This is a genomic window from Nonomuraea sp. NBC_00507, assembly GCF_036013525.1.
GTDB lineage: Bacteria > Actinomycetota > Actinomycetes > Streptosporangiales > Streptosporangiaceae > Nonomuraea.
On sequence record NZ_CP107853.1, the window covers coordinates 6,089,191 to 6,110,949 of the forward strand.

Annotated in this window: 18 protein-coding genes; 10 read left to right on the top strand and 8 right to left on the bottom strand. The window is 70.0% G+C overall.

What is annotated here, in order from left to right:
* Positions 1-4 precede the first annotated feature (4 nt).
* Entirely contained in the window at positions 5-973 is a 969-nt protein-coding gene (locus tag OHA25_RS29550) for a hypothetical protein (protein WP_327590704.1), read from the bottom strand.
* Between the two features lie 177 nt (positions 974-1,150).
* Here OHA25_RS29550 and OHA25_RS29555 point away from each other — a divergent pair, with 177 nt between their 5' ends.
* Complete coding sequence (locus OHA25_RS29555) at positions 1,151-2,347, top strand: ROK family transcriptional regulator (RefSeq protein WP_327590705.1); 1,197 nt, start codon at positions 1,151-1,153, stop codon at positions 2,345-2,347.
* A gap of 182 nt (positions 2,348-2,529) precedes the next feature.
* Here OHA25_RS29555 and OHA25_RS29560 read toward each other — a convergent pair whose 3' ends face one another.
* The 4 genes from OHA25_RS29560 to OHA25_RS29575 form a co-directional block, all read right to left on the bottom strand.
* Positions 2,530-3,360, bottom strand: a complete 831-nt coding sequence (locus tag OHA25_RS29560; protein ID WP_327590706.1) for a hypothetical protein — start codon at positions 3,358-3,360, stop codon at positions 2,530-2,532.
* 110 nt (positions 3,361-3,470) lie between these two features.
* A complete protein-coding gene (locus OHA25_RS29565) occupies positions 3,471-5,042 on the bottom strand; it encodes an arylsulfatase (RefSeq protein ID WP_327590707.1) in 1,572 nt (523 codons plus the stop codon).
* Positions 5,043-5,060: 18 nt separating this feature from the next.
* Positions 5,061-6,935, bottom strand: a complete 1,875-nt coding sequence (locus OHA25_RS29570; RefSeq protein WP_327590708.1) for a sialidase family protein — start codon at positions 6,933-6,935, stop codon at positions 5,061-5,063.
* Positions 6,936-7,015: 80 nt separating this feature from the next.
* A complete protein-coding gene (locus OHA25_RS29575) occupies positions 7,016-7,678 on the bottom strand; it encodes a FadR/GntR family transcriptional regulator (protein WP_327590709.1) in 663 nt (220 codons plus the stop codon).
* Positions 7,679-7,864: 186 nt separating this feature from the next.
* Here OHA25_RS29575 and OHA25_RS29580 point away from each other — a divergent pair, with 186 nt between their 5' ends.
* Genes OHA25_RS29580 through OHA25_RS29610 form a run of 7 tightly spaced genes read left to right on the top strand, consistent with a single transcriptional unit; the run spans position 7,865 to position 16,937 of the window.
* Entirely contained in the window at positions 7,865-9,907 is a 2,043-nt protein-coding gene (locus tag OHA25_RS29580) for an ABC transporter ATP-binding protein (protein WP_442942151.1), read from the top strand.
* Positions 9,904-10,770, top strand: a complete 867-nt coding sequence (locus tag OHA25_RS29585) for an ABC transporter permease (protein ID WP_327590711.1) — start codon at positions 9,904-9,906, stop codon at positions 10,768-10,770. The genes OHA25_RS29580 and OHA25_RS29585 overlap by 4 nt, the downstream gene beginning before the upstream one ends.
* On the top strand, positions 10,770-11,717 hold the full coding sequence (locus OHA25_RS29590) for an ABC transporter permease (protein WP_327590712.1): 948 nt from the start codon (positions 10,770-10,772) through the stop codon (positions 11,715-11,717). The genes OHA25_RS29585 and OHA25_RS29590 overlap by 1 nt, the downstream gene beginning before the upstream one ends.
* Positions 11,718-11,730: 13 nt before the next feature.
* Positions 11,731-13,251: an ABC transporter substrate-binding protein gene (locus tag OHA25_RS29595; RefSeq protein WP_327590713.1), complete on the top strand. Its 1,521-nt coding sequence runs from the start codon at positions 11,731-11,733 to the stop codon at positions 13,249-13,251.
* Between the two features lie 25 nt (positions 13,252-13,276).
* The gene (locus OHA25_RS29600) at positions 13,277-14,239 is read left to right on the top strand and encodes a dihydrodipicolinate synthase family protein (RefSeq protein ID WP_327590714.1); all 963 of its coding nucleotides are present in this window, start codon (positions 13,277-13,279) and stop codon (positions 14,237-14,239) included.
* Complete coding sequence (locus OHA25_RS29605; RefSeq protein WP_327590715.1) at positions 14,236-15,726, top strand: sulfatase family protein; 1,491 nt, start codon at positions 14,236-14,238, stop codon at positions 15,724-15,726. Before OHA25_RS29600 ends, OHA25_RS29605 begins: the two co-directional genes overlap by 4 nt.
* A 47-nt stretch (positions 15,727-15,773) precedes the next feature.
* A complete protein-coding gene (locus tag OHA25_RS29610) occupies positions 15,774-16,937 on the top strand; it encodes a hypothetical protein (protein ID WP_327590716.1) in 1,164 nt (387 codons plus the stop codon).
* On the opposite strand, the gene OHA25_RS29615 is transcribed toward OHA25_RS29610, so the two are convergent.
* Complete coding sequence (locus OHA25_RS29615; RefSeq protein ID WP_327590717.1) at positions 16,909-17,967, bottom strand: LacI family DNA-binding transcriptional regulator; 1,059 nt, start codon at positions 17,965-17,967, stop codon at positions 16,909-16,911. The genes OHA25_RS29610 and OHA25_RS29615 overlap by 29 nt on opposite strands.
* A gap of 180 nt (positions 17,968-18,147) precedes the next feature.
* Here OHA25_RS29615 and OHA25_RS29620 point away from each other — a divergent pair, with 180 nt between their 5' ends.
* Positions 18,148-19,359, top strand: a complete 1,212-nt coding sequence (locus tag OHA25_RS29620; RefSeq protein ID WP_327590718.1) for an ABC transporter ATP-binding protein — start codon at positions 18,148-18,150, stop codon at positions 19,357-19,359.
* 120 nt (positions 19,360-19,479) lie between these two features.
* Here OHA25_RS29620 and OHA25_RS29625 read toward each other — a convergent pair whose 3' ends face one another.
* Complete coding sequence (locus tag OHA25_RS29625) at positions 19,480-20,229, bottom strand: SDR family NAD(P)-dependent oxidoreductase (protein WP_327590719.1); 750 nt, start codon at positions 20,227-20,229, stop codon at positions 19,480-19,482.
* 35 nt (positions 20,230-20,264) lie between these two features.
* Here OHA25_RS29625 and OHA25_RS29630 point away from each other — a divergent pair, with 35 nt between their 5' ends.
* Complete coding sequence (locus OHA25_RS29630) at positions 20,265-21,425, top strand: PQQ-dependent sugar dehydrogenase (protein ID WP_327590720.1); 1,161 nt, start codon at positions 20,265-20,267, stop codon at positions 21,423-21,425.
* Here the strand turns inward: OHA25_RS29630 and OHA25_RS29635 are convergent.
* A complete protein-coding gene (locus OHA25_RS29635; RefSeq protein ID WP_327590721.1) occupies positions 21,385-21,720 on the bottom strand; it encodes a carboxymuconolactone decarboxylase family protein in 336 nt (111 codons plus the stop codon). The two genes, OHA25_RS29630 and OHA25_RS29635, sit on opposite strands and share 41 nt — an antisense overlap.
* Positions 21,721-21,759: the final 39 nt, after the last annotated feature.

Here is a 21,759-nt window from a genome sequence, read left to right on the forward strand (position 1 = left end):
GTGCTCATATCACGTGGACGGATTCGGGGCGGTGGATGAGCTGCTTGAAGGTGTCGAGCCGTTCGCCGTCGAGCACCCAGGTGCCGTTCGGGGACTCCACCCCGGAGTTGAAGTACGACAGCGCGACCAGCCCCTGTTCCAGCGCGTACTCGTAGGCGTGGGTCAGCCAGGCGGCGGACTTGCCCGGCTCCTGGTAGGCGTAGCGGACGCCGTACTCGGCCACGAACAGCGGCTTGCCCCACTGGCGGCAGGTGGCGATGGGCTCGCCCCAGATCCTTTCCGGGGTCTTCCACGGACGGTAGTTGGGCTCCGTGGTGTCGTACGTCCACCAGGGGTTGTAGTCGTCGACGCCGATGAGGTCGGCCTCCGGGATGTGCCACGCTTCGACGTCGTCGCCGCCCTGCCAGATCCAGCCGTTGAGAATCGGGGTCACCGCGATGTTCGGGAAGCGGTGCAGGATCGGGGCGGCGTGCGTGTACATCGCCCGGTAGGCCGCAGGTGTCTGCTCGCCGCGCGGCTCGTGGTGCAGGCAGAACCACACCGGGCCCGGCACGCTGCCGAGACCTGCGGCCACGTTGCGCAGCCAGCCGTCGTGCTTGCCGTCGGCCACCTCCTGCCACGGGCCGGGCAGCTTGGTGGAGATGACGGGTACGCGATGGTTGTTGATGTCGTCGAGGGCGACCCGCCGCATGTCGCGCCACTGCTCGTCGTGGACGTACTTGAAGTAGCTGCGGTGGCAGCCGAGCGTCGTGCCGATGCCCTTCTCGAAGTCCGGCACCGTCTGCTGCGGGCCCATCGAGGACCCGTACACGATCTTGCCCGTGCCCGGGTCACCCGGGAAGCGGCCACTGCGCCACCAGGGCGTGGCCGCCGCGGCGGGGGCGGGGGGCAGCAGGCCGAGGCCCGCGGCGCCGAGCGCGGCCGCGCCGCCGAGCAGGATCGAACGCCGCGAGGGCATGGTGTCGTCGGTCATAGCGCTCCTCCTTCAAACAAAGCCAGGATATAAACTTCTAACAGAAGTTAATCGGCGTGACCAGCCCCTGGTACGATCTTCTACAGGACGGCGCGCCCGTTTACGGGATCGGGCCTGCGGCTCTTTAATTTCAAGACACAGAAAATCTGCCGACGGCGGGCAAGGGGAGTGATGGCCATGCGTAGCCCGAGCGCGGCCCCCCGGGCCGCCGTGACGCTTGACGTGCGCAGGCACAACGTGGCCGCGCTGCTGCGGGCCCTGCTCAGGGAAGGGCCCGCGCCGCGCATCGATCTCGCCGAGCGGCTCTCGCTGAGCTCCGGGGCGACGACCCGCATCACGGCCGAGCTGACCCGGGCCGGCCTGCTGGAAGAGCTGCCCGCACTCCCGTCGCGCGACGCCGGCCGCCCCCGCGTGCCGCTCGACCTCGCCTCCGCGCGTTTCCACGCCGTGGGCATCCACGTCGGCCTGCGGCGCACCACCATCGGCCTGGTGGACCTGCGCGGCCGTCTCGTCGGGGAGCCGGTGCGGATCGCGCACGACGGCGAGCTCGACCCCGCGGTCGTGGTCGCCGAGGCCGCCGAGCGCGTGGCCGAGCTGGCCGCCGACACCTCCGCGCGGATCCTCGGCACCGGCTTCACCACCGTCGGCCGGGTCGACGTGGCCTCCGGCCGGATAAGAGAGCAGGACGTGCTCGGCTGGACCGACGTCGACATCCCGGACCTGGCGGCCGGTCGCTTTCCCGGCCTGCTCGTCGTCGAGTCGACCCAGCGCGCTCTGTGCAGGGCCGAGATGTGGTTCGGGGCCGATCAGGGCGTGCAGGATTTCGTGCACCTGTTCATCGGCAACGTGATCGGCGCGGGTCTCGTCATCGGTCGCGAGCTCTACCACGGGCAGGGTGAGGGCGCCGGGCAGATCGCCCATCTCCCGCTGTCCCGGCCCGCCCAGATGCCCTGCGAGTGCGGCCGCGGCGGTTGTCTCATGTCGGTGGCGGGGGATCGCGCCGTCGTCGGCAGGGCCGTGCGGGAGGGGTTGCTCAGGGAGGGGCAGTCGGTCCACGACCTGGCCGAGCTCGCCCGCGGTGGCGATGCCCTGGCCGACTACCTGCTGCGCGACCGCGCCCGCGCGATCGGGGAAGCCGTCGTGATCGTGATGGATCTGCTCGCCCCCGATCAGGTCATCATCTTCGGCACGCCGTTGCTCGTTCCCGACCACATCACCGAGATCCGCGGGGAGGCGCGGCGATGGGTGCGCCGGGAGTTCGACGCCGACAAGGTGATCAAGCCGAGCGCCCTCGACGACAACGCACCGGTGATCTCCGCCGCCACCTGTGTGCTCGAGCGTTTCTACGCCGACCCGTTCGCGCTCATCGGCTGAGCACCGCCCGGTCAATTTTCTGCTGGCTGGAATTAAGTGCGGACGGCCGGTGGCGCCGGTCAGGCGGACCGGACGTGAGCCGCGCAGGTGAAGCGCGTCCATGCTGCCGCCGGATTGATTTGTGTCGGAAGTTTATGGCTGGTCCCTGCCACCAGGCAGGGACCAGCCATCCCCCGGCCGTGTCAGGTCTTCACGAAGACGGCCGCGTAGCGCCCGCTTTCGCTGTTCACCTGCACGGGGTACAGGCCTCGGGCGCGCTGCTGGTCGAAGCGCTTCTGGTAGCCGGAGCTCGACATCTCGATGTAGTGGGCCCAGGAACGCAGGCCGTCCTTGCGCCAGACGGCCGCGTACGTGCCGTCCGGGCCTACGGCCACCTGCGTCGGCCGGAAGCCCTGCCTGAGGCGCTTGGCGACCTCGGCCTCGTGCTGCTTGGCCGTCTTCCCGTAGGTGTAGTACCAGCCTCCGCCGGTGTTGGCCGTCCAGACGCCCACGTAACGCGGGCTGGCGGCGCTGCCGTACACGTCGACGGAGGACAGCGTGTAGCCGGTCGAGGCCGCCTTCTGGTTGACCGACGCGAACTGGCGGGCCGTCAACCCGTGCCTCGCGAAGTGCTTCCCGCTCTTCTTCTCGAAGACGGCGGCGAAGACCGCGCCACTGCCGGAGCCGGTCGCGGAGACCGAGATGGGCTGGTAGCCCTTCTTCGCGAACTCGTTGAACCGGCTCTGGTAGCCGGGGCCGGACATGCCCTGATAGATCGCCCAGGCGGGGCTGCTGCCCTTGACCCAGACCGCCGCGTACCGGCCACCGGCCGAGACGTTGACCGTGATGGGGTGGTAGCCCTGCTTCTTGAGCGTTCTGGCGTAGGTGGTCTGACGGCCCGCGCTTGCCGCGTGATAGGCGACGAAGGCCGGCGTCGCCGTCGCCTCCGCGTGCGCGGGCGAGACGGCCGCCGTGGAGATCACGACACCGGCCGTCACCGTCGTGACGGCGGCGATTCTGCTGATTGTCGGCATTTCCCCTCCGAGGGTGCTGAATCGTATTTTCTGCCATCGGAAGTTAACTGAAGTCTGACTGGGACTGTCAACCCGAGTTAGCTGATTCCTGGAGATAATTCCGGACCGGCTCAGGGGCGCCAGGGCCGTGCCCCGCAGCGCCGGGCCCACTCCTCGTACATCCCGGCCATACGTGTCACCTGCGGCCTGTTCACGCTCGCAAGGTCGTGCAGCTCGGTGCGGTCCTCCGCCATGTCGTAGAGCTCCCAGTCGCTCCCGTACGCGTTGACCAGCTTCCAGCGGCCGTGCCGCACGGCCCGGTTGCCTTCGTGCTCGAAGAACAGCGGTCTCGCGCGCGACCACGGCCGGCCGTCGATGAGCGGCAGGAAGCTCTCGCCTTCCAGCGGGGTGATCTCGTGGCCGCCGAACTCGGTGGGATAGGCGGCTCCTGCGGCGTCCAGGCAGGTGGCGAAGATGTCGATGAAGTGTGCCGGCTCGTGCACGACGCCGGGTCTGACGATCCTGGCCGGCCAGCTGACGATGAACGGCGTGGAGATGCCGCCCTCGTGCACCCACCGTTTGAACCGCCGGAACGGGCTGTTGCTGGCGTTGGCCCAGGAGCGGCCATAGCTCATGAAGGTGTCGGCCGGTCCGGAGCGCAGGTCCGGGATGTTGCCCACCCGGATCGAGCGTCCGTCGAGCGGGTCCGTGCCGTACCTGAACGGTTCGTCCGGGTTGTTGTCCTCGCGGAGGAACTCGGCGCATCCGCCGTTGTCGGAGGCGAACATGACGAGCGTGTCGTCGCGCAGGCCCAGCTCGCCCAGGCGATCCAGGATGCGCCCGATCCCGGCGTCCATGCCGGTGATCTGCGCGGCGTACGTGGCCATCCGCCGGTCTTCCCACTCCCGGTGCGGAGCCTCCTCCCACGGCGGGGAGTCCTTGTCCCGTGGCGTGATCCGCCAGCCGGGATCGACCAGCCCGAGGCCCTTCAGCTCCTCGTGCCTGCCGGTTCGGATGGCGTCCCACCCGTCGCGGTAGGCGCCTTCGTAGCGGGCGATGTCCTCTTCCGGCGCGTGCAGCGGCCAGTGCGGGGCCGTGTAGGTGACATGGAGAAAGAACGGCCGGCCGGCCGCCGCGGCCTGCTCCACCATGCGCACGGCGTTGTCGGTGATCGCGTCGGTCAGGTAGTAGCCGGAGGCCTGGAGCGGGACGAACGTGTCGTCGCGCATCAGGGTGCGGGGATAGAAATAGCTGCCGGCTCCCGAGACGATGCCGTAGAACCGGTCGAATCCCCGCTGCGTGGGCAGCGGATGCGTGGCGTCGCCAGGACGCCAGCTGCCGGGGTCGAGGATGTTGTAGGCGCCGCCCACGTGCCATTTCCCCGACATCAGCGTGGTGTAGCCGTGCGTCCGCAGGGCCTCGGCGACGGTGACGCAACTCCGGTTGAGGAAGCCCTGGTAGGAGGGCACGCCCAGGTTCTCCATCATGTGCCCGACGCCGGTCTGGTGCGCGTAGAGGCCGGTCAGCAGGGAGGCGCGGGACGGGCAGCAACGGGCGGCGTTGTACATCTGCGTGAAGCGGATCCCGGAGAAGCCGAGCCGGTCGAGGTTCGGGGTCCGGATCTCGGAGCCGTAGCAGCCGAGGTCGGAGAACCCCAAGTCGTCGGCCAGGATCAGGACGATGTTGGGCGGGCTCGTGTTCATGGCCTCACTCCGTACTGTTCATCGGATCTTGCCCAGGGGAAGGTGGAGCCGCATGCCCGTGGTGGCCGGGGCGTTCCTGTCGATGAGGGCCTTGATCTGGGTCGCGGTCAGCGCCCTGGCGAAGAGGTACATCTCGTCGACGCCGCCGTTGACGGGATTGTTGATGCCGTCGACGCGCGCGCCGATGCGGATGCCGCAGATCGCGCCCGCGGACACCGACCCGGGAATCGCCGCGCCGGTCGTGGGCGTGCCGTCCACGTAAACGATCGTCTCCGTCTCGTTCCTGACGAGCGCGAGGTGGTGCCATCTCCCGTCGGCGAAGGACCCCTCCTTCTGCACCCTCCCGGAGGCGGTGCCGGTTCTGATCTGGCCGCGGACGACGGCGCTGTCCGGCGCGTCACCCTGGCCAGGCCCGAGCTCGAGGTACCACTGAGGGAACTCCTCGTAGTTGTACGCCTGGACGATGCGCTGCAACCGGCGCTCGCTCGTGCGAAACCAGATCGCGACGGTGAACGGACCGCTGCCGACGGCCAGCGACGCGGTCAGCGGCGCCTCCACGTAGTCGCCGGCGAGCCGCATCGCCCCGCCGTACTTGCCCTCGATCAGCCGCGGGGCGCCGTCCACGATCGCGTGATTGCCGCGTCCCGACGTGTCGGGCGTCGTCTTGGGAGCCGGGATGGGCTGGTCGAACGCCGGCCTCGGCACCCGGGCGAAGGTGAGCCGCTTGTGGTAGGTCAGGCTGGGCTCGGTGGAGAAACGCGGGCCGTTCTCGTAGATGACCCCCAGCACGTCGTCGGGGAGCTCGACGAGGTCGGAATAGCCCGACGGGCCGTCGTACAACCGCACGCTCTTCCGCCACGACGTCGCGCCGTCCGTGCTCGACCAGATCGAGAGGTCCTCCCGCGCCGAGACGTGCCCCGGGCACGAGAAGACCACCCGGTCGGCCAGCCGGAACAGGGAGCCGTGCACGATCGGCGTCTCCAGATCGGGCACGACCTGGAACGGCGCGTCGAAGGACGCGCCCCCGTCGCTGCTCGTGGTGGCCGCGCGGTGGCCGGGGTCGGTCCCGCGCTGGTCCCGCGTGTTGAAGTAAACGGTGCCGTCGGGGAGCTCGACCAGCGTGGTCTCGTTCGGGTGCACCCTGCCGTCGTCGTGCCGGTCGATCGCGCCCATCCGCCACGTCTTGCCGTGATCGTCGCTGTAGATGACGTGCGCGCCGACGACCGGCGGCTTCCCGTCCTCCCCCGGCCGTACGGAATGATTGCCCTGCACCAGCAGCCGTCCCGCGTGCGGGCCCTTGGTCAGCTGGATCCCGTGCCCCGGCCCGCCCACGAAATGCCGCATGTCGGGGCGTTTCACGTCGGCCGTGATCTCCACCGGGGTGGACCAGGTGGCGCCGTGGTCGTCGCTGTAGAGCACGTGCGGGCGGGGCGCGTCCTGCGGGCTCACGGTGCCGTTGATGATGTCCTCGCCCACCACGTGCCCGGCGGTGCGGATCAGGTACAGGTGGATCCGCCCGGTCTCCCGGTCGACGACGGGCACGTGGTTGGCCACCTTGTGCGGCGGATCCGCCCAGACGACCTGCAGCGGACCCCAGGTCCGCCCCCCGTCGGACGACCTCTTGAGCACCATCTCGACGTGACCCCAGTCCTGGGCGTCGTTGACATGGGCCCCGGAGAAGGCGAGCAGCGTGCCGTCCGTCGCGCGGACGACCGCAGGCGTACGGAAGGTGTGGTACGCCTGCGTCTCGCCCCGCTCGAACACGGTCACGTACTCGATGTCCTGGAGTAATGCCGCCGACGCCGTGCCCCGCCACCAGGCTGGGCCGGCGATCGATGCGCCCCCGATGATCCCGGCCGTCTTCAACAGATCACGTCGCCCCAGTACGGACACAGCCCACTCCTTCGTGAGATTAGCGGGATATCCTACAAGTCACGGCAACGTATGATCTCAGTCAAGCGGCTGTCAAGGAGCTATGGTCCTGATGGCTCGTCTCTCAGGCGCGCCTCGATCCCGCTGTAGTGGTCATAGATGGCGGCCCTGGCCACCTCGGGATCCCCCGTGAGGATGGCGTCGAAGATCTTCGCATGCCACTCGTAGGCCCGTATCGGCGTCCCGCGCCCCGGGGGAGCGGCATGGTGGAACGCCTGCCAGAACAGATCGAACAGGCTCAGCAACATCTCGTTGCCGAGATCGGCGAACAGCAGCCGATGGAACTCCCGGTCCTCCTCGGGAAATCCCTCTCCCTTCTCGGCGCGGGCGCGCATGGCCGCGAGGGTCTCGCGCATCGCCGCCACGCTCTCCTGCGACATCGCCCGCATGGCGTCGGCGATCATGCCGGCCTCGAGGGTCTTGCGCAGCTCGGCCAGCTCGCTCAGCGCCCTCCGGCCCTGCATCAGCGCATAGGGCAGGTGGTCGAGCAACGGGCGGAACGAGAAGTCCCGCACGTAGACGCCGCTGCCCCGGCGGGTCTCCAGGACGCCGGTGGACTCCAGCGCCTTGACCGCCTCCCGCACCGAGTTGCGGCTCACCCCGAAGTGCCTGGCCAGCTCGGCTTCCGGCTTCAACGGGTCGCCGGGGCGGAGGCCCAGCCTGATGATGTAGTTCCTGATCTCCGCCTGCACCGCTTGGTGCACGGGAGGGGACGGACTCAGGCGCCGAAAAGCAGGTTCAGCCGGTTCAGCCGTTTCCACTGTGCCTCCTGACTGGTTCACCGATGGGCTGCGCTCTTGACAGCCCGACCGCGTCATTCTATGGTCCCCAACTTGTAGGATATCTTGCAGATTCCGGTCTCCTGAACCCCCAAGTGATCGCGAGGGAACATGTCGGTGCCGGACCAGCTCAGCACCGCCTCACCGGTGTTGAGCATCCATGATCTGATCGTCGAGTTCGATACGCCGGCCGGAGTCGTCCGCGCCGCGGACGCGGTGAGCTACGACGTCCATCCCGGCGAGACGCTCGGCGTCGTCGGCGAGACCGGGTCGGGAAAGAGCGTTACGGCGCTGGCCGCCCTGGGCCTGCTCGACGCGTCGAATCTGCGCAGGGTGTCGGGGTCGGCCCGCCTCGGCGGAGCCGATCTCCTGTCCCTGCCGGAGCATGAGCGCCGGCGGCGGCTGGGCAGGGACGTGGCGATGGTCTTCCAGGACCCGATCTCAGCGCTCAACCCGGTCCAGCGGGTCGGCGACCAGATCGCCGAGGCGCTGCGCGTCCACGACCCTGGCCTGTCCGCCAGGGCGGCCAGGGCGAGAGTGGTGGAGCTGCTCCAGATGGTCGGCGTCCCTCAGCCGGACGTCCGGTACGAGCAATACCCCCATCAGTTCTCCGGCGGCATGTGCCAGCGGGCGATGATCGCGATGGCGATCGCCAACCGGCCGAAGGTGCTGATCGCGGACGAGCCGACGACCGCGCTGGACGTGAGCGTGCAGGCCCAGATCCTCGACGTGCTGCGGATCGCCCGCGAGGAGACCGGCGCGGGCGTCGTGCTGATCACCCATGACCTGGGCGTGATCGCGGAGACCGCGGACCGCGTCTGCGTCATGTACGGCGGGCGGGTCGTCGAAACCGGAGGTGTCGTGGCGACGTTCACCGAGCCGCGCCATCCGTACACGGCGGCGCTGCTCGGCTCGCTGCCCAGGATCGACACGTCCGCCGCCCTGCCGCGGCCGATCCCCGGACGGCCGCCGGATCTCATCGACCTCCCCGCCGGCTGCGCGTTCGAGCCTCGCTGCCCGATCGGCGGCGGGAACGCCGAATGCGCGCAGCACCGGCCCGCGCTGCGCGATCTCGGCGGGACGGCCAGCGCCTGCCATTTTCCCGACAAGGTGGCGGGTCTGCTGGAAGGCGGGCGCACCGAGCCACGCGCCGTCCGCGTCCACGACTCCAGCGAACCCGTGCTCGAGGTGCGGGACCTGGCGAAGAGGTTTCCGGTGCGCTCGGGCGTGTTCGGGCGGCCGAAGGCATGGGTGCACGCGGTGGACGGTGTGTCGTTCCGGATCGAGCCCGGCCGGACGCTCGGCCTGGTGGGCGAGTCCGGGTGCGGCAAGTCCACACTGGCCCGGATGCTGCTACGGCTGATCAACGCCTCCGGCGGGCAGGTGCGGATCGGCGATCGCGACGTCGGCCGGGCGCACCGGCGCGAACTGCGGGAGATCCGCCAGCATGCGCAGATGGTTTACCAGGACCCCTACGCCTCGCTCAACCCGAGACTGACCGTCGGCGACAACGTCGCCGAGCCACTGCGGCTGCACGGAGGTCTCAGCAGGGCGCAGCGCAGGGCACGCGTGGTGGACCTGTTCGAACGGGTCGGGCTGCGACGGGAGCACGCCGACCGCTATCCGTCGGAGTTCTCGGGAGGGCAGCGGCAGCGGGTCGCGATCGCCCGTGCGCTCGCGCTGCGTCCCCGGCTGCTGATCCTGGACGAGCCGGTGTCCGCCCTGGACGTCTCGGTGCAGGCGCAGGTGCTGAACCTGCTCGATGACCTGCAGCGGGAGTCGGGGATGGCATACCTGTTCGTCAGCCACGACCTGTCCGTGGTCCGCCAGGTGGCCGACCAGGTGGCGGTGATGTACCTCGGCGCGATCGTGGAGCACGGCCCGGTGTCCCGCGTGTACGGCGACCCGCGGCATCCGTACACACGCTCGCTGCTCGCGTCCGTGCCGGTCCCCGATCCGGTGGGACGGGAACGGCGACGGCGCGTCCCGCTGGGCGGTGACGTGCCGAGCCCGATGAATCCGCCATCGGGCTGCCGCTTCCGTACCCGGTGCCCGATCGCCGAGCCGACGTGCGCCGAGGAGGCGCCGGCGCTCCGCGAGGTGGCCGGCGGCCATACGGCCTGCCACTTCGCCGAGACGCGGGTGCGGTCATGAGCGGCGGGCGCACCCGGTTCGCGGCCCTGCGCCGCTTCGCGCGCTCCAGGTCGGCGGTCGTCGGCGCGGGTGGGCTGGTCCTGCTCGCCGCGGTGGCGCTGCTCGCGCCGGTCGTGGCGCCGTACCAGCCGAACGAGCAGGACGCGCAGAGCCTGCTCGGCCCGTCCGCCGCGCACCTGCTCGGCACCGACGAGCTCGGCAGGGACATCGCCTCGCGGATCGTTCACGGCACCCGGGCCTCCCTGGTCGTCGCCTTCGGCGCGGCCGCGCTCGGCGCCCTGATCGGCGTGCCGCTCGGGCTGGTCGCCGGCTATCTGGGCCGATGGGTCGACGCGGCCGCGATGCGCCTCATCGACCTGCTGCTGGCGATGCCGGGAATCCTCCTGGCGCTCGTGATCATTGCCGCGCTCGGGCCGGGCCGGGTCAACCTGATCATGGCGATCGGGATCGGCGCGGTCCCGGAGTTCGCCAGGCTGACGCGTGCCGCGACGCTGTCGGTCAGGGACCGCGACTTCGTCGTGGCGGCCAAGGGCATGGGGGCGAGCACGCCGGACACGATGTTCCGCACCGTGCTGCCCAACGTCCTCGGCCCGGTCGTGGTCCAGCTGGTCATCACCGCCTCGCTGGCGGTGGTGATCGAGGCGGGCCTCAGCTTCCTGGGGCTGGGCACGCCGCCGCCGGCGCCCTCGTGGGGCGGCATGCTGCAGGACGCGCGCTCGTACCTGTATCAGAGCCCGTCGTACGGCTTCTTCCCCGGGCTCTGCCTGGCCTTCACGGTCTTCTGCCTCGACCGGATCGGTCGCGGGCTGCAGCTCGCGGTCGGCACGCAGGTGTCCAGCGGCACGCGAACCGGGGTGGTCTGATGTACGCCTACCTCGTCCGCCGCCTGCTGCAGTTCGCCGTCGTGCTGCTGCTGGGCTCGATCGCGGTGTGGGCCTTCGTGTTCGCGCTGCCCGGCGACCCCGCGACCGTGCTCCTGGGTCCCGACGCGAGCGATGCCGAGCTGGCCGCCACGCGCGCCAGGCTCGGGCTGGACGAATCCGTGGCCGGACAGTACCTCACGTGGCTCGGGCACGCCCTGTCCGGGGATCTCGGCACGTCGTTCCACTCCGATCAGAGCGTCGTCGACGTCCTGCGGGAGCGGGTCCCGGCGACCGCCCAGCTCGCGGTCATGGGCATGGTGCTCACCCTGGCGATCGCCGTCCCGGCGGGCGTGGTCGTCGCGCTGCGGCCTCGGTCCGTGCTCGGGCGGGCGTTCCAGGCGTACCTCACCGGAGGGCTGGCCATCCCGGCGTTCTGGCTGGGCCTGCTGCTCATCATCGTGCTCGCCGTGCAGTCCCGGCTGCTGCCCGCCACCAGCGATTACGTGCCGTTCTGGGAGGACGCCGGGCAGGCGCTGCGCCACACGATCCTGCCCGCCATCGCGCTCGCCGTGCCCTCCTCGGCGGTGCTCGCCCGGTTCGTGGCCACGTCGCTCGGCGAGATCATGACCAGGGACTACATCCGCACGGCCCGCGCCAAGGGCCTGCCGGAGCGCTCGGTGATCCGCGGGCACGCGCTGCGCAACGCCGCGCTGCCCACGGTCACGGTCGTCGGGATGCAGCTCGGCGGGTTCGTCGGCGGCGCCGTCGCCATCGAGGCCGTCTTCAACTATCCCGGGCTCGGCCGGCTGCTCTACACCGCGATCGGCGAGCGCGACTACGTCGTCGTCCAGGGCGGCGTGCTGTTCGTCGTCGCCGCGTTCCTCTGCCTCAACCTCATCGTCGACGTCCTCTATGCCTACCTCGACCCCCGCATCCGACTCCTCTGATCAGGAGGCCGTCATGCCACCGACACCTCTCACCCGACGTTCCCTTCTCACGGCCGCCGGTCTCGTGCCGTTGCTCAGCGCGTGCGGGGGCGGCTCCTCCGGCTCCACGGGCCGGAGCGGCAACGGGATCAAGCTCGCGACCACGCAGATCATGCAGTTCGATCCGTACCTGACCAACAGCGCGCTGCACGTGCACGCCTTCTACACCTATCTCATCGACTACGCCGCCGACGACGACTACACGCCCGTCCCTGCGGGTGCGGAGAAGTGGGAATTCGCCTCGGACCACCGCTCGGTCACCATCACGTTGCGCCAGGCGGCCTTCCACTCGGGCACGCCGGTGACCGCCAAGGACGTGGTCGCCGGGGTGGAGCGCGCTCTGGACAAGGAGGCCGCGTTCACGCTGGCCCAGCCGTCGGCGTTCATCAAGTCGGCGACGCCGGTCGACGAGCGGACCGTGCGCCTCGACTTCACCGAGCCGACGCCCGAAGGGCTCGTCCACTACTGGATGTTCGCCTTCCCGCTCGTCCCGGCCGCGAGCAACGACCCGAAGCAGCTGGAGACCAAGCCGGCCGGGTCCGGTCCGTACCGGATGGCATCTTTCAGCAAGGACCGCAGCCTCGTCCTGGAGCGGAACCCCGGCTACTGGGAAAGGGGCAAGCCTCACCTCGATCGGATCGAGGTCCGGTTCTTCAACGACGAGGACTCGGTGGTGGCCGCGCTGGAGTCCGGCGACGTGGACGGCGTGGCCTACACCGAGCTGCGGAACGCCGACCGGCTGCGGGACCGGTTCTCGCTGGTCGAGGGCGGCGGCCGGATGGACCTGTTCTTCATGAACGGGGCGCGCCCGCCCTTCGACAACAAGAAGCTGCGCCAGGCCGTCGCCCGGGCCATCGACCGGGAGCGGATCATCAAGCAGGTCAGGTTCGGCATGGGTGAGCCGGTCTACACCGCGTTCATGCCGTCCTCACCGGCCTTCGACCGGAGCTATCTCGACTCGCACGGCTTCGACCTGGACGCCGCGGCGGCCCTGCTCAGGGCCTCGGGCGCTCCTCTCACCGCCACAGCGGGCATCGGCACAGAGCCCGCCGCGAGGGACATCATCCAGATCATCCAGGCCGACCTGAAGAAGATCGGCTTCGATCTGCGGATCCAGCCGCGCGAGCAGACCGCGTTCCTCGACGCGCTCTTCGCCGGTGAGCTCGACTGCGCCGTCGCCGCACAGCCGAACAACCTGCAGAGCCCTTCGCTCATCTCGCGCGGCAGGCAGATGTTGCCGAACGACGACAACGTCATGATGCGCGGCGTGGTGCCCGACGCCTACGTCGCGGCGGTGAAGGCGGCCCGCACCGCGATCGAGCCCGAGGAGCAGAAGGCCGCCTACGCCGCGCTGAACAAGGTCCTCGTCGACGAGGCCTGGGCCATCGGCATCGCCACCCGGCCCTCGCTGTTCGCGCTGGACAAACGGGTCACGGGGCTGCGGACCGACCCCCGCGACTCCGTGGTCCTCACCGACATCCGGCTATCCGGCTGAGCTGACACATCAAGAAAGAGGCTGCATGAACGGCTTGAATTACCCCTCGGGCGGCCGGGGGATGTCCCTCCTCACCGCCGTGTTCACCCCGTTCGACGAGGCCGGGCGCCTCGCTTTGGAGACCGTCGAGAAGCAGGTGGACGCACTCGCCGCCGTGGGTTCGCCGGCCGCGTTCGTGGCCGGCACGGCCGGCGAGGGCGCCTCGCTGACCGTGGCCGAGCGCCAGGCCCTGACCGAGCGCTGGTGTGAGGCCGCCGACGGCCGGCTCGACGTGATCGTCCACGTCGGGCACACCAGCCTCGCCGAGGCGCGGGCGCTCGCCGCGCACGCGCAGTCGGTCGGCGCCCGCGCGATCGCCGCGGTGGCGCCGTATTTCCACAGGCCCGCCGACGCCGGCGCGCTCGCCGAATTCTGCGCGCAGATCGCCGAGGCCGCGCCGAAGCTCCCGTTCACCTACTACCACATCCCCGGCGTGACGGGGGTGAACGTCCGCGCGAGCGACCTGATGATCGCCGCCAAGGACCGGATTCCCACGTTCGCCGGGGTCAAGTACGCCCACACCGATCTCGTCGATCTCCAGCACTGCCTGGAGATCGCCGACGGCAGGTATGAGGTGTTCGTCGGGGTGGGCAAGCTCGTGCTCGCCGCGCACGGCATCGGCGCGAAGACCGCCATCGGCTCGGTGTACAACTTCGCGGCCCCGCTCTACCAGCGCATGCTCGACCTCGCCGCGAACGGCGAGGTCGCGGCGGCCAGGCGATGCCAGGCCCTCGCCCAATCCGTCATCGACACCGCGGCCGGGTACGGCGGTGAGCTCCCCGGATTCAAGGCGCTGACAGCTCTCACCGGCGTCGACTGCGGCCCCTGCCGGCCGCCGCTGACCTCGCCCGACGACGCCGGTCGCGCGAGACTGCGGGCCGAGCTGACCGAGCTCGGCTTCCTCGAACCGGACGAGGCCGGCGCGGCCCGCGAGGCCGTACACCCATGACGGCGGCGGAGGGCGCCGCCCGGCGCCCCAACGTCCTGGTCATCCAGGCCGACCAGTTCCGCGCGGACTGCCTCGGCGCCGCGGGCAACACCGACGTCCACACCCCGAACCTGGACGGCCTGGCGGCCGACGGCGTGCGCTACTCCAACGCCTTCTGCCCGTTCCCCGTGTGCACGCCGTCGCGCTACTCCCTGCTGTCCGGCCTCCATGTACGCCGGCACGGCGGCTGGACGAACCGCAGCACCCTGGCCCCCGGCATCGACACATTCCCCAAGGCCCTGCGCCGCGCCGGATACCGCACCGCCGCCGTCGGGAAGATGCACCTGACGCCGACCTATCTCGATGTCGGCTACGACACCATGGAACTGGCCGAGCAGGACGGCCCCGGCCGCTACGAGGACGACTACCATCGCGAGCTGGCCCAGGCCGGGCTGACGCCGGTGACCGATCTCGTCGACCAGGAGCAGGAGTTCCGAGCCGGCGCGCCGGTGAGCTACTGGCAGACCTACGGCGCCGGCCGGACGAATCTGCCGGAAGAGTGGCACTCGACGACCTGGATCGCCGAACGCGCCCTGGGAGTGCTCGACAGCTGGTCGGACGGCGGAGGCCAGCTCCTCCACGTGTCGTTCGTCAAGCCCCACCACCCGTTCGACCCGCCCGCGCCCTGGGATGAGCTCTACGATCCCGACCGGCTCACCCCACTGCCCGGCTGGACCGACGCCATCCCCGACGCCGACCTGCCCTACCGGCGCCGCTACTTCGACTACGAGCCGCTCACCCTGCCCGTGCTGCGCCGGGTCATGTCCCATTACTACGCCACCATCACCCAGCTCGACCACCACGTCGGACGGCTGCTGGACCACCTGCGGGAGCGCGGTCTCTACGACGACACCCTGATCGTCTTCACCTCCGACCACGGCGAGTACCTGGGCTTCCACCACCTGCTGCTCAAAGACGGACCGATGTACGACCCGCTGGTCAAGGTGCCCCTGCTGGTCAAGTTCCCGGGGACGGGCGGGCGGCGGAACCGGGCCGACGGCTCGCTGGTGTCGCTGGTCGACTTGGCCCCCACGATCCTGTCCGCGTGCGGGGCCACCTCACGAACGCCGCTGTCCGGTGTGGACCTCGCCGCGTCCGCCTCCGGCCGCGACGTCGTGTTCGCCGAGGACAACAGGGACGGCCTGGCCTGCATGGTCAGGACCGCACAGCACAAGCTCATCCGGTGGGCGGACCGGGAGGCGATGTTCGACCTGACGCGGGATCCGTACGAACTCGACGACCGCATCGCGGATCCCGGCTACGGCGACGTGGTCACGGTCCTCCGGGACGCGTTGTGCCGATGGGCACTGCTCGACGCCCTCCCGCACACCTATGCCGACCCGGCGGCGCCTCAGATCCGTGGTGCCAGGTCAGGCCCATCCTCGGAGCCACGCGCGTTCTTCACCGCAGAGCTGGACAGGCGGGTGGAGTCGCCGATCGAAGAGTAATCATTCAATTACGGTACGCGATTTTCCGGCGGGGTATCAGCTCCGATATGACGATCAATCCATACGCAGGATCGCCTTTCAGCTACGTCGCCGAGCCGGCCGCGGCGCCATACTCGATCGTCGAGTTGATGCCCGGGGTGCGCAACCTGCTGGACTACGTCGGGTTGCGGGCCGGCGAGCGGGTGCTGCTGCTCATGGAGCACACCGTCGACCCGGTCGTCGTCCAGGCGATCGCCGCGGCGGCCGCCTACCGGGACGCCGACGTGCGGATCCTGTCGGTGGCGCCGTTCAGCCCCGGGGGGTGGGACCGGGAGGCGCCGCTGGAGATCGAGGCGGCCGCGTTCCGGGAGTCCGACGTCGTGATCAGCGGGACGTGGTGGGGCGAGGTGCACACGGCGCCGCTCTTCTTCGACCAGATCGCGTCCCGCTCCGCCCGGTTCCTGTCCCTGCACATGACCGCCACGGCCGGAGCACTGCTCACCGGAGCGCGGCTGCCCACCGAGGTCTTCTATGCGCTGCTGGGCCGCGCGCTGCGGCAGTTGTCGGCAGCCCGGTCGATCCGGGTGACCTCCGAGCGGGGAACCGACGTGACGTTCTCCGGGCTGACGTTCGAGTCCAATCCGGGTGGCGCGTTGCGGCCCGGCGACTGGCGGCCCTTCCCGTACGGGGGCGCCAACTTCTGGCCGACCGACACCGAGGGCGTCCTCGTCGTCGAGGACTGCACGGTCACCGGCGTGCCCGAGGAGCCGGTCCGGATCATCCTGGAAGGCAACCTGGTCCGCAAGATCGAGGGCGGGGCCGCCGCCGAGCAACTGCGGCGGTACGCGCCCGGCGGCTACTACATGCGGCACGCCCTGTTCGGGCTCAACCCGAAAGTGCGGGTGTCCGGCGGGACACAGTTCGAGCGGGAGAAGCACGCAGGGGCCTTCTACTGCGGCCTCGACGGGCTGACGGACGGGGTGCCGGTCACGACGGGACCCGGTTTCGCGCATTGCGACTGCCAGGTCGACCGGCCCACCGTGCTGGTGGACGGCGAGGTGTTCGTCGAGCGCGGGCGGCTGCTGATGCTCGATGAGCCGGAGATCCGCGAGGTCGCCGCCGCGTTCGGGCCACCGGAGGTGATCCTCGACGACAACCCCGTCATGATCCTTCCCCGCCGTTACAGCGGCGCGCCCAAGAGCGTCAGCGGTGCGGGCCGCAGCTCCCCCTGATGATCAGCTCGGTCGGCAGGACCACGCTGCGCGGTTTCCTGCTTGCGGCGCGCAGCACCAGCTCCGCCGCCCGATAGCCCATGTCCCGCCCCGGCTGGGCGATCACCGTCAGCGGCGGGGCGCACAGCTCGGCCCAGGGCACGTCGTCGTACATCACCAGGGACACGTCCCGCGGCACCCGCAGATCCAGCTCTCGGGCCGCCAGCACCGCCGCCTCCCCGAGGACGTTCCCCCCGGCCACCACCGCCGACAGGTCGGGGCGGCTCTGGAACAGGCCGGAGGCGGCCGCGTAGGCGGAGTCGCGGCTGCCGGTGCCGAACACCACGAGCTCCTCGTCCACCGGCGCCCCCACCGCCTCCCTGAAGGCCGCCGCCCGGCGATCGTGGCCGGGCCCGCCGAGGAAGGCGATGCGCTTGTGGCCCAGGCCCCGCAGGTAGCGGACGGCCGTGCGGATGCCGGCCCGGTCGTCGGCCACCACGGCCGGCACGTCCAGCGGGCGGGCCTGCGCGGCGGCGGACAGGCCGTCCAGGGCCATGAGGTCCGCCAGGGCCGCCGGCCCGAGGTCCTCGTCGGCGGCATGGGCGGGCAGGCGGTCGGCGAAGACCACGGTCATGCCCGCGCGAATCGCCGGGGTCCAGGTCTCGGCGTCGCCTGACGGCACCGCGATCAGGCGGTCCACGCTCTGCTCCAGCAGCATGCCGATCAGCTCGGACTCCTGCTCGGGGTCGCCGCCGGTCGAGCCGAGCACGACCGGCTCGCCGGCCGAGCGGGCGCAGGCGAGCACGCCCTCCGCCAGCTGGCCGTAGAAGGTGTCGGTCAGGTCGGGGACGAGCAGCCCCATGCCGCCGGTACGGCGCTGGCGCAGGTTGCGCCCGAGCGCACTGGGGCGGTAGTCGAGCTGCGCGGCGACGGCCAGGACACGTTCCCTGGTCTGCGGGCTGGCCGAGCCGCCCGACAGCACCCTGGACACGGTCGCGACGCCCACGCCGGCCGCCTCGGCAACATCTTTGATCGTCGCCCGCCTCTCCATGGAAACGATTCCATCATGGTTTTCACCCAAGGGGAAGACTCACGCAGCGACAAAGGCTGGTCACACGGGAACCCTTGACACCGATGTCCTCTTTCGGGTGAGATGCTTGAAAACGTATCCACGGAAGTGGGCACACGGTATCAACATCCGGGCTACCGCCCTGGAGCGCGAAGGAATGTCATGGCATCCATCGTTCTGACGAACGTCGACAAGATCTACGCCGGTGGCGTAAAGGCCGTGAACGGGCTCAACCTTGAGATCAAGGACGGCGAGTTCATGGTGCTGGTCGGCCCCTCCGGTTGCGGTAAGTCGACCGCGCTCCGGATGATCGCGGGTCTGGAGGACATCAGCGGGGGCGAGATCTCCATCGGCGACAAGGTGGTCAACCACCTGCCGCCCAAGGACCGCGACATCGCGATGGTCTTCCAGAACTACGCGCTCTACCCGCACATGACGGTCGAGGAAAACCTCGCCTTCGGCCTCAAGCTCCGCAAGATGCCCAAGCCGGAGATCCAGAAGCGGGTCAACGACGCCGCCAAGATGCTCGGCCTGGAGCAGTACCTCAAGCGCAAGCCGGCCGCCCTGTCCGGTGGTCAGCGCCAGCGTGTCGCCATGGGCCGCGCCATCGTGCGTGAGCCGCAGGCCTTCCTCATGGACGAGCCGCTGTCCAACCTCGACGCCAAGCTGCGCGTCTCCATGCGCGCCTCGCTCAACACGTTGCACGAGCGCCTCGGCGTCACCACCGTCTACGTCACCCACGACCAGGTCGAGGCCATGACCCTGGGAGACCGCGTCTGCGTGCTGCGCGACGGTCTGCTCCAGCAGGTCGACACCCCTCAGAACCTGTTCGACAAGCCGGTCAACCTGTTCGTGGCGGGCTTCATGGGCTCGCCGTCGATGAACTTCGTCACCGCCGAGCTGGTCCGCGACAACGGCGCCGCCGTCACCTTCGCCGACATCAAGCTGTCGATTCCCGAGTCGACCTTCTCCGACAAGCCCGGCCTCGACCAGTACATCGGCAAGAAGATCATCCTCGGCATCCGCCCGTCCGACTTCGAGGACGCCACCTCCGCGGGCAACCACGCCAATGGCTGGGCCACGCTGCCGGTCAAGGCGGAGGTCACCGAGGAGCTGGGCTCCGAGATCAACGTCCTGTTCCTGATCGACGCCCCGCCGGTCGAGCACAAGGACACCGTCGCCGCCGCCGACACGGGTGACGACGACGAGGCGGCGCTGCCGCTCGTGGGCGACAAGTCCCTGTGGACGGCCCGCGTCAACGCCCGCAGCCACGTGCGCCCCGGCCAGAACATCGAGCTGGTCGTCGACACGCACAACATGCACTTCTTCGACCCGGCCTCCGGTCTGGCGATCGGCCACGAGGCCAACCGCTGACCGCGAGCCGCAGTTCTCGATCGTGAGCCAAGCTCACGATCGCTGGGCCCCCACCGCGACCCCCTCCCGCGGCGGGGGCCCTTCCATGTCCGCCGGCGGAATCCCGCCGGCGTCCGATCCTCAGCGTCCGAGCTTGCCCGACACGAGGCTCTGCAGGCTGCGCGGCACCAGCCTGCCGACCGCCACGATGGCCTTGTAACGGATGTCCGGCACCGACACCCGCTTGCCGAGCGCCAGATCGCGCAGCGCTTCCCGTACCACGTTGTCGGCCTTCAACCAGAGGAAGCCGGGAATGCCGGAGGTGTCCATGGAGGCCCGCTGGTGGAACTCGGTCCGCACGAACCCGGGGCACAGCGCCATGATCTTGATGCGCGGATTGCCGACCTCGGCTGCGGCGGACTCGCTGAAGTTCACCACCCATGCCTTGGAGGCGCTGTAGGTGCCGCGCGTGAAGAACGCCGCCACGGACGCCACGTTGATCACCGCCCCGCGGTCGCGCTCGCGCATCCCGGGCAGCGCGGCCAGCGTGAGCCGCAGCACGGCCTCGCAGTGCACCTTGAGCATGCGTACCTCATCCGCGACCGGCACGTCGGGGAAGCTGCCCGGGTGACCGAACCCGGCGTTGTTGATCAGCAGGTCGACGCCGTCGCGCAGGCGGGATTCGACCGTGGCGATCCCGTCGTCGGTGGCGAGGTCGGCGGGCAGCACCTCGACGCTCACGCCGTACCTGAGCTTGAGCTGGCCGGCGGCCTCGGCCAGCCGGCTCTCGTCCCGCGACACCAGGACGAGCGAGTAGGCCTCGGCGGCCAGGCGCCGGGCGAAGGCGGCGCCGAGGCCGGCGGTGGCGCCGGTGATCAATGCGGTGGGCATGCCTGAACCCTAGCGTCCGTGACAGGATGAACGGCGTGCGCCTCGTCCTGGCTGTGCTCCTTTTCGCCGTAGCCGTCACCGCCTGCTCGCCTGAGGCTTCGCCGCCTGCCGGGACGCTCACTCCCCGTGCCGGGACGACGACCGCCGCCCCGCAGACCCCGCAGAGCCAGGAGACGACCCCGGCCGAGCGGGGCGAGTTGCGGTTCAGGAAGATCGGAGAGTTCGACAAGCCGGTGGCGTTCGCCGTGCGCGAGGGCGATGACCGCCTCTACGTCGCCGAGCAGACAGGCCGGCTGCGGACCTCCGACGGCAAGACGGTGATCGACCTGTCGGGCGAGGTGAGCGGCGGCAACGAGCAGGGCCTGCTGGGCGTCGCGTTCCACCCGTCCGGGCGGTGGGTCTACCTCGACTGGACCGACACCCAGGGCCGCACCCACGTCACCGAGTGGGCCTACGACGGCTCCGAGGCGACGGGCCGGCGCGACGTGCTCACCCAGGACCAGCCCTTCCCCAACCACAACGGCGGCCAGCTCGCCTTCGGCCCCGACGGCCACCTCTACATCGCGCTCGGCGACGGCGGCGGCGCGGGCGACCCCGAGGGCAACGGACAGGATCTCGGCACGCTGCTCGGCAAGATCCTGCGCATCGATCCGCGGGCGGGCCGGCCCTACAAGGTGCCCGAGGATAACCCGTTCGTCGGCAAGGACGGCGCGAAGACCGAGATCTGGGCGTACGGGCTGCGCAACCCGTGGCGGTTCTCCTTCGACCGCGAGACCGGCGACCTGTGGATCGGCGACGTCGGGCAGAACGCGTGGGAGGAGGTCGACTATCAGCCAGCGGGTTCGGAAGGCGGCGAGAACTACGGCTGGAGCCTGCGCGAAGGCGGCAAGTCCTTCAAGGGCGGGAAGGAGCGCGAGCTGGTCGAACCGGTGCTCGTCTACCCGCTCAACCAGGACGGCAACTGCTCGGTGATCGCCGGATACGTCTACCGGGGCGAGAAGATCCCGTGGCTGGAGGGCCAATTCCTCTACGGCGACTTCTGCGCCGGATGGATCAAAGCCGCCCCCGTCGACGAGTTGGAGAGGGCGGCCGAGGTCGGAGAAGTGGAGCAACTGTCATCGTTCGGCCAAGGGCACGACGGCGAACTCTACGCGCTCAGCCTCCGGGGCCCGGTCTATCGGATCGAGCCTGCCTGACGCGCTCGATCAAGCTCTCCACCTGGTCATTCAGCATCGCCCCGCGGGCCCAGCCCGCGTAGTGGGCGAGGAAGACCACCACCTCCCGCAACTCCGTCTCGCTGAGGTCGCCGGCCCGCAGGGCGAGGTCGAGCTGAACGTCCGTCAACTGGTCGAGGCCCTGGCCGACGAGCAGCCCGAGCAGGAGCAGGCGGCGCTCCCTGACCGACAGGACCGTCCTCGACCAGACGTCGGCGAACTGGCGTTCGGCCGACATGCCGAAGGAGTCCACGGTCTCCATGGCGGGTTCTGTCATCCCATGCTCCGATGTCGATACGGATCCTCATATCTTTAG

What these genes read in the sequence shown, in the direction of transcription:
- OHA25_RS29550 (WP_327590704.1), bottom strand. Translation starts at nt 973, where the DNA reads ATGACCGACGACACCATGCCCTCGCGGCGTTCGATCCTGCTCGGCGGC.
- OHA25_RS29555 (WP_327590705.1), top strand. Translation starts at nt 1,151, where the DNA reads ATGCGTAGCCCGAGCGCGGCCCCCCGGGCCGCCGTGACGCTTGACGTG.
- OHA25_RS29560 (WP_327590706.1), bottom strand. Translation starts at nt 3,360, where the DNA reads ATGCCGACAATCAGCAGAATCGCCGCCGTCACGACGGTGACGGCCGGT.
- OHA25_RS29565 (WP_327590707.1), bottom strand. Translation starts at nt 5,042, where the DNA reads ATGAACACGAGCCCGCCCAACATCGTCCTGATCCTGGCCGACGACTTG.
- OHA25_RS29580 (WP_442942151.1), top strand. Translation starts at nt 7,865, where the DNA reads ATGTCGGTGCCGGACCAGCTCAGCACCGCCTCACCGGTGTTGAGCATC.
- OHA25_RS29585 (WP_327590711.1), top strand. Translation starts at nt 9,904, where the DNA reads ATGAGCGGCGGGCGCACCCGGTTCGCGGCCCTGCGCCGCTTCGCGCGC.
- OHA25_RS29590 (WP_327590712.1), top strand. Translation starts at nt 10,770, where the DNA reads ATGTACGCCTACCTCGTCCGCCGCCTGCTGCAGTTCGCCGTCGTGCTG.
- OHA25_RS29595 (WP_327590713.1), top strand. Translation starts at nt 11,731, where the DNA reads ATGCCACCGACACCTCTCACCCGACGTTCCCTTCTCACGGCCGCCGGT.
- OHA25_RS29600 (WP_327590714.1), top strand. Translation starts at nt 13,277, where the DNA reads ATGAACGGCTTGAATTACCCCTCGGGCGGCCGGGGGATGTCCCTCCTC.
- OHA25_RS29605 (WP_327590715.1), top strand. Translation starts at nt 14,236, where the DNA reads ATGACGGCGGCGGAGGGCGCCGCCCGGCGCCCCAACGTCCTGGTCATC.
- OHA25_RS29610 (WP_327590716.1), top strand. Translation starts at nt 15,774, where the DNA reads ATGACGATCAATCCATACGCAGGATCGCCTTTCAGCTACGTCGCCGAG.
- OHA25_RS29615 (WP_327590717.1), bottom strand. Translation starts at nt 17,967, where the DNA reads ATGGAGAGGCGGGCGACGATCAAAGATGTTGCCGAGGCGGCCGGCGTG.
- OHA25_RS29620 (WP_327590718.1), top strand. Translation starts at nt 18,148, where the DNA reads ATGGCATCCATCGTTCTGACGAACGTCGACAAGATCTACGCCGGTGGC.
- OHA25_RS29625 (WP_327590719.1), bottom strand. Translation starts at nt 20,229, where the DNA reads ATGCCCACCGCATTGATCACCGGCGCCACCGCCGGCCTCGGCGCCGCC.
- OHA25_RS29635 (WP_327590721.1), bottom strand. Translation starts at nt 21,720, where the DNA reads ATGACAGAACCCGCCATGGAGACCGTGGACTCCTTCGGCATGTCGGCC.